This window comes from Kribbella sp. NPDC051587 (assembly GCF_044453945.1).
Lineage (GTDB): Bacteria > Actinomycetota > Actinomycetes > Propionibacteriales > Kribbellaceae > Kribbella.
The window spans coordinates 66,527-75,052 of the sequence record NZ_JBITDE010000005.1 but is presented as its reverse complement, the minus strand read 5'-3'; the positions used below and the strand labels follow the sequence as shown (position 1 = coordinate 75,052).

Annotated in this window: 11 protein-coding genes, 3 tRNA genes and 1 pseudogene; 5 read left to right on the top strand and 10 right to left on the bottom strand. The window is 64.3% G+C overall.

The features are described from left to right. The coding region (locus ACIA49_RS19630; protein WP_396378623.1) for a hypothetical protein at positions 1–199 on the top strand (199 nt) is incomplete at its 5' end. Between the two features lie 34 nt (positions 200–233). Here the strand turns inward: ACIA49_RS19630 and ACIA49_RS19625 are convergent. The 4 genes from ACIA49_RS19625 to ACIA49_RS19610 all read right to left on the bottom strand — a co-directional run bounded on the left by ACIA49_RS19625 (position 234) and on the right by ACIA49_RS19610 (position 2,529). After that, positions 234–809 (bottom strand): dihydrofolate reductase family protein, encoded by a 576-nt coding sequence (locus tag ACIA49_RS19625; RefSeq protein WP_396378622.1) that lies wholly within the window; start codon positions 807–809, stop codon positions 234–236. 69 nt (positions 810–878) lie between these two features. Beyond that, positions 879–1,388 (bottom strand): GNAT family N-acetyltransferase, encoded by a 510-nt coding sequence (locus ACIA49_RS19620; protein WP_396378621.1) that lies wholly within the window; start codon positions 1,386–1,388, stop codon positions 879–881. Between the two features lie 41 nt (positions 1,389–1,429). Next, positions 1,430–1,918 (bottom strand): SAM-dependent methyltransferase, encoded by a 489-nt coding sequence (locus ACIA49_RS19615; RefSeq protein WP_396378620.1) that lies wholly within the window; start codon positions 1,916–1,918, stop codon positions 1,430–1,432. Between the two features lie 14 nt (positions 1,919–1,932). Continuing rightward, positions 1,933–2,529, bottom strand: a complete 597-nt coding sequence (locus tag ACIA49_RS19610; RefSeq protein ID WP_396379029.1) for an HAD family hydrolase — start codon at positions 2,527–2,529, stop codon at positions 1,933–1,935. A gap of 192 nt (positions 2,530–2,721) precedes the next feature. Between ACIA49_RS19610 and ACIA49_RS19605 the strand changes: the two are divergent. Further along, positions 2,722–3,039 (top strand): annotated as a pseudogene (locus ACIA49_RS19605) (HIT family protein); the annotation flags it as partial. Here the strand turns inward: ACIA49_RS19605 and ACIA49_RS19600 are convergent. Next, complete coding sequence (locus ACIA49_RS19600; protein ID WP_396378619.1) at positions 2,993–3,394, bottom strand: hypothetical protein; 402 nt, start codon at positions 3,392–3,394, stop codon at positions 2,993–2,995. The pseudogene ACIA49_RS19605 and the gene ACIA49_RS19600 overlap by 47 nt on opposite strands. 461 nt (positions 3,395–3,855) lie before the next feature. Between ACIA49_RS19600 and ACIA49_RS19595 the strand changes: the two genes are divergently transcribed. Then, the gene (locus tag ACIA49_RS19595) at positions 3,856–4,533 is read left to right on the top strand and encodes a hypothetical protein (RefSeq protein WP_396378618.1); all 678 of its coding nucleotides are present in this window, start codon (positions 3,856–3,858) and stop codon (positions 4,531–4,533) included. 256 nt (positions 4,534–4,789) lie between these two features. Then, complete coding sequence (locus ACIA49_RS19590; RefSeq protein WP_396378617.1) at positions 4,790–4,954, top strand: hypothetical protein; 165 nt, start codon at positions 4,790–4,792, stop codon at positions 4,952–4,954. Between the two features lie 133 nt (positions 4,955–5,087). Here ACIA49_RS19590 and ACIA49_RS19585 read toward each other — a convergent pair whose 3' ends face one another. The 4 genes from ACIA49_RS19585 to ACIA49_RS19570 form a co-directional block, all read right to left on the bottom strand. Next, the gene (locus tag ACIA49_RS19585; protein ID WP_396378616.1) at positions 5,088–6,434 is read right to left on the bottom strand and encodes a hypothetical protein; all 1,347 of its coding nucleotides are present in this window, start codon (positions 6,432–6,434) and stop codon (positions 5,088–5,090) included. Positions 6,435–6,536: 102 nt separating this feature from the next. Continuing rightward, positions 6,537–6,609 (bottom strand) — tRNA-Phe (locus ACIA49_RS19580). Between the two features lie 45 nt (positions 6,610–6,654). After that, positions 6,655–6,731 (bottom strand) — tRNA-Asp (locus tag ACIA49_RS19575). 58 nt (positions 6,732–6,789) lie between these two features. Further along, positions 6,790–6,862, bottom strand: a tRNA-Glu gene (locus ACIA49_RS19570). Between the two features lie 260 nt (positions 6,863–7,122). Here ACIA49_RS19570 and ACIA49_RS19565 point away from each other — a divergent pair. Beyond that, positions 7,123–7,473 carry a metallopeptidase family protein gene (locus ACIA49_RS19565; RefSeq protein WP_396378615.1) on the top strand — a complete coding sequence of 117 codons (351 nt, stop codon included), beginning with the start codon at positions 7,123–7,125 and terminating at the stop codon, positions 7,471–7,473. A 234-nt stretch (positions 7,474–7,707) separates the two neighbouring features. On the opposite strand, the gene ACIA49_RS19560 is transcribed toward ACIA49_RS19565, so the two are convergent. Beyond that, positions 7,708–8,436, bottom strand: a complete 729-nt coding sequence (locus tag ACIA49_RS19560) for a polyprenol monophosphomannose synthase (protein ID WP_391542517.1) — start codon at positions 8,434–8,436, stop codon at positions 7,708–7,710. Between the last annotated feature and the right edge of the window lie 90 nt (positions 8,437–8,526).

The window sequence follows — 8,526 nt, the reverse complement described above, 5'->3', positions numbered from 1 at the left end:
GGAGACCGAGCCCGAGCCGGAGCCGGAGACCGAAGCCGAGCCGGAGCCGGAGACCGAGCCCGAGCCGGAGACCGAGGCTGGGGATGATGCGCGGGTGGCTGAGGCTATGGAGTCGGAGGGGAGTGGCGGGTACGACGACGGCGGGTACGACGGAGGTGGGTACGAGGCCTCGTCCGGCGGCGACAGGGAACGCGACTGACGAGCGGTGACCGAAGTCCGCCGTACGGGTGGAATCAGACGTGCAGGGTAGGCCGGTAGATGAGTTCTTGGGTGCGTCCGTCGAAGGTCCGGCTCTCGAGCAGTTCGAGTTCGAAGTCCGCCGCACCCTGGAAGATCGGCTCGACTCCGGTCTGACCCGCGAGCACCGGGAAGATCGTCACCTGGACCCGGTCGACGAGCCCGGCAGCCATCAGGGCGCGGTTGAGCGACAGGCTGCCGTTCGAGCGCAGCGGTACGTCGGACTCCTCCTTGAGCCGCGTGATCGCCTCGACCGCGTCCCCACTCACCACGGTCGCGTCCGGCCAGTCGAGTGATCCCTCGAGCGTCGACGACACCACCGTCGCCGGCAGGTCCCGCATCCGCCCGTTCACCGGGTCGAGCTCCGGCATCTTGCTCAGCCCGACCATCTCCATCATCAGCCGGAACGTGTTCCCCCCGAACACCATCCGCTGCTCCTCGCCGTACACGTCGCTCCGCCGCTCCAGGAACTCCGGCCCGTGCTTGCCCCAGTAGGGACCCCAGTCGGCATTGTCGTACGACGCGAACCCGTCGAGGCTGGAGTAGATGTCGAAGGTGTAGGTGGCGCTCACGCTGGTCTCCTTGGGCTCGATGATCTCTCACCCCTGCGTCGAACAACTCGCCCCGACATCGACACCCGTCTACAGATCCAGCAGATACAGGCTGAAGATGGTCGGCGTCCCGTCCGGCTGGGTGTCCCGACTGGACGGATAGTCCCGGACGTACCTGAACCCGGCCTTCTGCGCCACCCGCACCGACGCCGTGTTCTCCGGCTCCACCCGAATGGCCGCTCGCTTCCCCACCACGTCGGCCCGAAGTACGTCGCAGATCAACCGAACCGCCTCGACCGCGACACCTTGCCCGCGAGCCCATGGATGAACCCCATAGGCCAGCGCTACATCGTCCGGCTCAATGCCGTCCGCGAGGTCGGGCGTGTAATCGACGTACCCGCAGAGCCGACCGTCCTTCCAGATCCCCAACCCCCGCTTGCCCACCCCCGCGGCGGCATTCGCGGCGAGCTCCTCGAAGTATCCGGCGGTCCCCTCGACGTCGCCGTACCCGCCGGTCAGCCAGCGAACCGTCAGCTCGTCTTCCCCCGCGCAATGCGCTTCAGCGTCTGCCGCCGTCAGCGGCTTGAGCTCGATCGTCACCCGGCCGACGGTACGACGCCCGCCGCGGACCGTCCATCCGTTTACGCGTGGTCCTGAGGGGCGAAGTAGTTGGTGAGCATCTCGCTCGGCCAAGCGGGCTGGCGAACCACCCCGCGAGGACCGAAGTCCGCGAACCACGGCTTGATATCGAGCACCGGCGTACCGTCCACCGCATCCAGATCCTCGACATGAAGATCCAGCCCATCGACCTTGAGCAACCGGCACCGCGAAACCCCGAGCCAGTTGAGTCGGCGCATATTCCGATGCCCGAAGATCCCCACCGCCGGCCAGTCCGGATTACTACGCGCCGGCCGTGCCCCGAGATCCAGATCCTCTTGATCAGTCAGATGGAAATGAAAGACCACCTCAAGGTGCGAGAACTCATCAAGCCCCTTCGTTGCGTCCGGCCCGAAGACCTCACCATCGATCCGAATGATCGCCCGAGTCCCACCCCAATAATCATCAGTGGGCTCAACCCTGCCGCCGACAACATGGGCAACAGGCCGAACAGTGATCGACTGGTCAGTCATCATTTCCCTTACTCCTAAGGCGCCGCGAGGTCAGTCACTATCGTGTCAGCCCCAGCCCGGCGGAGCACCTCGGCCTTACCAACCTTGTTGGCATAGCCAACCGTCGCAACCCCAGCTGCCCGACCCGCCTGTACGTCGTTCCAAGCCGCCGGCGTGGTCCCGAGCGTCCTGATCGCTCGCTCGACCACGTAAGGACTGGGCTTCATCAACCTCGGGTCCTCCGGACTACGACCCTCCACATGACACACGCTCCCCGTGAGCCCAACCCTCTCGAGGTACGCCGTGATCGCTCCACGGCAGTTGTTACTAACGATCGCCACACGTCGCTCAGCCGTCGTACAGGCGGCAATGGCGTCAGCCGCCCCGGGCGTTGGGGTTGCGGTACTTACTGCGGTCATTTCGGCCGCGCGTAGGGCCCCCTCCAACCGCCGAGCCAACGCGGAGTCATCCGCCGCAGCCAAGAGCAGTTGGTGCGGACTCGTGATCCGCTCCCAACCAGGCTGCACGCGACCGCGCACCCGCCGTACAAGCTTCAGAAGCTCACAGGCGATCCCGGCAGCCGGGTAGCCGGCGAAGAGCGAACAAACAGGCCCGTCGAAGTCGAACAACACCACATCCGCAGAGCCAGGGGATCAGCCGTCATCCTCCTAGTTGATCAGCGGACCGCCACCACTGACTAACCCGAGCCAGCGCACCGGCGCCCCGCCTGGCGGCGGCTCTGAGTGGGTCCATTTCCGAGGTTGGTGAGTGTGGGCGGTCCGCTGTTCTCCATCAACTGAGTAGCACCTGGCCTCGACCCCGCCACCAACGCCCACGTCTGGTCAGTAGGCCACACTCTGTCGCGAGCCCTACGACGCTCCGCCCTACCCTGCGAGGGGATCAACCTCTTCGTGTGCGACGGCGAAGCCGCCTTCCAAATGGTCTTCCACTTCCACCTCCACGTCATCCCGCGCTCCCCAGGCGACGGCTGGACCATCGTCCCCGACGAGGTAGAAGCGAAAGAGCCCTTCTCAACAACCAAGCCCAAACCATCAAGGCCGCCATCGCCCTCTCGTCCTAACGTGCACGTGGGCGCTAGCCGTTGCGGTCCGCGGCTCGCTTCGCCAGCGGCCCGTCTTTGACCACCCGCACGGACCATCCCGGTCGCGCACCCGGCTCAAGCCACGCAATAGCCCGTTCGCGAAGCAGAACCGCCGCCCTGATCCCCGATCCGTCCGCACCCAGCCACCGAACGCCAACCGCGCTCGACCCCACAGGCTCCCCGACGTCATCCCCCGACGTGAACTCAGCCGGGTTGCAGAACGGGCCCTCAGCACCATCCCGCCACGGTCGTTCAACCGGGTCAGGACCACAGTTGTACAACCACACGTCGCTGACTATGGCGTCCCCGTCCAAGAGGTACGCGTAAGCCACAGCGTCGTCGTCCTCCACGACAACGCGCCACTTCTCATGATCAAACCTCAGCAGAAACCCCACCGCCGCCACCTCCGCATAGCCAAGACAACAGTGAGGCTGCCCACCATTGGACGGCCACGCGCGAACGACGATATCCGGTCGACTCGCTCGTGCAATATCGGTGGACGTTGCCGTCAGCCGACCGCGGAGGTGCGGTAGGGGAGGAGCGGCTGCGTAGCTCACTGGGAAAGAAGAACCCAAGAAAAAACCCTCACCGGAAACCGGAGAGGGTGAAGGTGGTCAGGGGCGGTCTCGAACCGCCGACCTTCCGCTTTTCAGGTCGCGCGGCCACAGCGTGCGATGCGATCAGCGTTGGTGCCGTAGATGCTCTCAAGGCTGGTGCGTAGCTAGTTGGCGGTGGGTGATGCTACAGAGATAGCTACATCCCCCCACGTATGTTCCAGCAATGTCGTTGCTGACAGACGAGAGCTGAAGCGTAGGAGGCGCGCGATGGCTGGGAACCCAGGAGGAAGGCACACGCTGTGGATAGCAAGTTGAAGGAACGCATCAGTTCAGTTGCGGACTGGGTCGGAAGGCATGCTTCTCGCCTCGGCTGGGCGTTGCTCGCTCTTGTGGTCGGCCTGTCGGTTGGCTGGTGGGCGGGAAGCTTTACGGCTTGCGCGCAGGACAAGTGCCACGCGCGGACAGATGCGATCGAAGCCCTCGGTACCTGGGTCGGCGGACTGGGGACTGTTGCTGCGGTGATGTTTGCGATTGTGGGATATCGCAGCGAGGAGCGCGCGAGGCGTGAAGACGAGCAGACACGTATCCGCGAGCAAATCGCTCGGGACGACGAAAAACTCGCTGATCAGAGACGGACGGAGGCTCGTCTGGTGGCCCAGGCTCAGGATGTTCATCTGAAGCAGGGGCCTGTCACATGGAGCAACGGCGATGGCCGCCTGGAATCGATCCTCTGCTCCGTCACCAACGGCACAGCCGGCATGTCGATCTACAAGGTTCGGGTGCCGGACGACGGTGCATTGGTGACGAGCAGTCCGGTCTTGGCGGCTGGGGAAGCGACTGACTCGTTCAAAGTGCCCAACGATGTCGGCGATGAGGTGACGGCCGAGGGGCTGCTGTCAAAGGTCACGTTCAGCTTCGTAATGGAAGGTCGTTCGTTTCGCCGGGTCGGCAGGGAACGAACGGCACTAGTCGACTGAGTGAGTGGGGAGCGGTGGCGGGCTTGCAGAGATACTCCCGGACCTGATCGCGTGAGCTCCTAAATGCCCGGGCTCTGCGGAATCTGCTCACCATGATGAGCTGGGGGCATGGCGAGGCTACCGCTCGTGAGAAGAACTCCACTGAAGGCCTTCAGAGGTCTCACTCATCGCCTTGTGTGTCGACGGCCTTCGCGAACACTGGAACGGCAAGCCGTGAGCGCAAGTCTGCTGGCGAAAATGGGTCGAGACCGGCTACGTGTTTACCACCGAGATCGGCACACCGATCGAACCAGGCAACCTACGTCGCAACTGGTACCCGATCAGGTCGGCCGCCGGCCTGGAAGGCGTCCGGCTCCACGATCTGCGGCACAGCCGTGTGACGCTGCTGCTCGGCCTAGGGGTGCCGCCACACATCGTCTAGGCGATCGTCGGGCACGCAAATCTGGATGTGACGATGACTATCTACGCGCACACGTCACTCGACGAAATGCGTGCGGCGTTGCAGAAACTGGGAGAGCACTGATCTAGAGGTCGACCGCTCGGGTGGGGAGGTCTTAGGTCCTCTCCACCTTGGGTGGATAGTGCAACACTCCTCGAGCGTCCCGCAGAACACGTCGCGCGTCCTCCGGCGAGAGTAGGCCCGCCTGTACTGCCTTCTGAAGTCGGAACAGATCTCGCGTATCGATGACGAGGCCCGAATCTGCCGCGAAGAGTTCCAGCTCCTCTGGAGCGCTTGCAAGCGGAACTGGGCGAGCATCCGGGGACGTCTCGAAGCTTTGATTGATCACATACCACTGGGCATCTGGCGCACGACCCTGGCGTACTGCAAACACTCGAGCCGCTTTGCCGACTTGGAGGAGGTCACGAGCCTTTGCGTTGTTCCGGGCGTACCCCTTCACTTCAGCGACGGCGACCCACGACCCGTCCGACACCCTCAGGTCCTCCTGTTTGCGACCTTCAGAGTGTTCAGGGAGTTCATCAGCGTCGATCACGTCGAAACCTAGCGACCTGAGAATCCGCGCGACTTCTTCAGCAAGCTCATCGCTCTGTGCTCGCAGCAATCGCCGCTCATGAACTTCCGCATGCTGGCGGGCCGCGTCCTGTCGAGCGGCGAGCTCTTCTAGCTCTGCCTCAAGTTTGACTTTAATCGCGTCGATCTCGCTGGTTCTCTGCAGCAGAGAAGCCGCTGCCAGATCCTCCTCGTACGTTCGCCACTCCGACTTGTCATGCCAAGCAGGCGTTGACAGGAATGGAGCACGGCCGGCGTCACCCCAGCTCCGAACTGCCGCGGCAATCCACTCCAGCGCAGCCTCTATCTCTAGCGAGCCAGGCAGACTCCAGAGCTCGCCTGAATCAGGTCGAGACGATCGAGGCATCCTGGCAGCGAGCACCTGCCCGGCAGAGTCTCGAGCGAACGCATCAAGGTCTAACTCCGGGAGGGGGTCCCAAGGATCACCGATGACGGTGTCCCAATGGATGCGCTGGTATGTCGACGCATCGTCGCGTATCAGCGTGGACTCGATCAGTGGGGCCAGGCCCTCGTTGACGACCTTCTCCGGGATGGTGAACTGGCGAGCCTTCGTCGCGGTGGTCCAGTCCAAGGCCCAGGCGTTTGTAGTGTTCCCATCCTCGGCTTTGATGGTCGCGCGCTGGGTAGCGAGAGGCCCACCGAACTGAACGACGCAGAGATGGTCGGCCAGGGACCACGGCGGCTCACCGAAGACGATCGCTGCGTCGAACTCGCCTGCGTGGACCCCGACTCCCATCCCCGAGCTGTACTCCACCCTGGTGAAGAGTCGCAGCAGCCCTCGTTCCAGCTCGGCGTAGTCACTCGACTCTGGGCTGATACCCGCGATGTACACCCAAGGCGGTTGCTTCCCGCCGATCAACTTACCCGGCATATGGCAGCCCCGATAACGGTCAAAGTGGAAGCTGGGACGGCTACTGCTGCAGTAACGCGACCAATGCGAGTAGTTCTTACACAAACTCGCAGGTCAGAAAGGTGGTCAGGGGCGGTCTCGAACCGCCGACCTTCCGCTTTTCAGGCGGACGCTCTACCAGCTGAGCTACCTGACCGGGGAGAAAATTTGGCGGCGGTGATTTCTCACCGCCGCCTTCTCCTGGCGACCCAGACGGGACTCGAACCCGCGACCTCCGCCGTGACAGGGCGGCACGCTAACCAACTGCGCTACTGGGCCAGGTTTCTCGATGATCCTACAGCATCTTCGAGGTGGTCTGACACCGGCCTTTCGGCCGTATCCCCAACGGGATTCGAACCCGCGTTACCGCCTTGAAAGGGCAGCGTCCTAGGCCACTAGACGATGGGGACTCGGACCCGCGGGAGCCGAAGCCCCAGGGACAGCCGTAACTATAGAGGACTGTTCGCCAGGTGCCAAAACGAGATACCTGCCCCAGGCCGTGCCTCGCGGTTCCCCGCCTACTGCGCTGCACTCGGCACGTCACCTCGCCGCACTGGGTCGAAGCGCACGATGCTCCGCATCGAACCCTCCGCCCCAGCGCACCGATGCACCGCACCGAGCACATGCTCGCTACGGCGCTGAACCACAAGCCACGACCTAGGCTGGGGGTGTGATCGAGATGACTCGGGCGGACTTCGAGGTGCTGGTGGCTGAGGCGCTGGACGAGGTGCCGGCGGAGCTGGCGGCGCTGATCGACAATGTGGCGGTGTTCGTGGAGGACGAGCCGCCGGCGGGGGATCGGGAGCTGCTGGGGATCTATGAGGGGATCCCGTTGACGGAGCGGGGGCACTTCTACGGTGGGGTGCTGCCGGACCGGATCACGATCTACCGGAATCCGACGTTGCGGATGTGCGAGACCGTCGAGGACGTCGTGGACGAGGTGAACATCACGGTGGTGCACGAGATCGCGCACCACTTCGGGATCGACGACGCCCGCCTCCACGAGCTCGGCTACGGCTGACCCCAGCGTCCGGACCGCTTTGGGGAGGATCCACCGCCCGAATCCGTCCTGGATCCACCCCGAACCGGTTTGGGGAGGACCCAGGACGGGGTGGCCCGACCTTGGGCATCCATCAACCGTTTCAGGACCCCGAAGATGGTTGAGCTGTGCTCAAGGTGGGCGAAGCTCCCCGATCAGGGAGGGCATGCCGAAGCCGCCGTACGGCGTGGGGCCGTACGGCGGATCGTGCTGACGTTATGAGCGGCTGAAGAGGAGCTTCCAGGGCATCAGGGCCGACTCGAGCTGAACCTTGAGGCTCATCTTGGAGACACCCTCGGTGCGCTCCTCGAAGTGGATCGGTACCTCGGCGATGCGCAGGCCGCGCTTGACGGTGCGGTAGTTCATCTCGACCTGGAACGAGTAGCCGTTGCTCTCGATCGAGCTGACGTCGATCCAGCGCAGGGTGTCGGCCTTCCAGGCCTTGAAGCCGGCGGTGGCGTCCTTCACGTGCAGCCGCAGCAGGGCGTTCACGTAGAAGTTGGCCCAGGCCGAGAGGGCCCGGCGGTGCCAGCCCCACTCGGCGGCCGCGGAGCCGCCTTCGACGTAGCGGGAGCCGATCACGAGGCCGGCGTCGGTGGTCCGCAGGGTCTCCACCATCAGGGGGATGACGGAGGCGGGGTGCGACAGGTCGGCGTCCATCTGGATGACGATGTCGGCGCCTTCGTCCAGCGCACGGGTGATCCCGGCGATGTACGCGCGGCCGAGGCCGTCCTTGGTGGTCCGGTGCAGTACGCCGACCTTCTCCGGCGACTCCTTCGCCAGTTCGTCGGCGACGTCACCGGTTCCGTCCGGGGAGTTGTCGTCGACGACCAGAAGCTCCAGCCCGGGCAGGTTCAGGTCGGACAGCAGCCCGGCCAGGACGGGCAGGTTCTCCCGCTCGTTGTAGGTCGGTACGACGATCACGATCTTGGATAGGTCACCCATGACATTCCTTCTTCGGGGATACCGGACGCTACCGCATCCAACGGTCGACCCCCCGAACGCGGTACGCCGAGTTGCCAACGGCAACCCAAC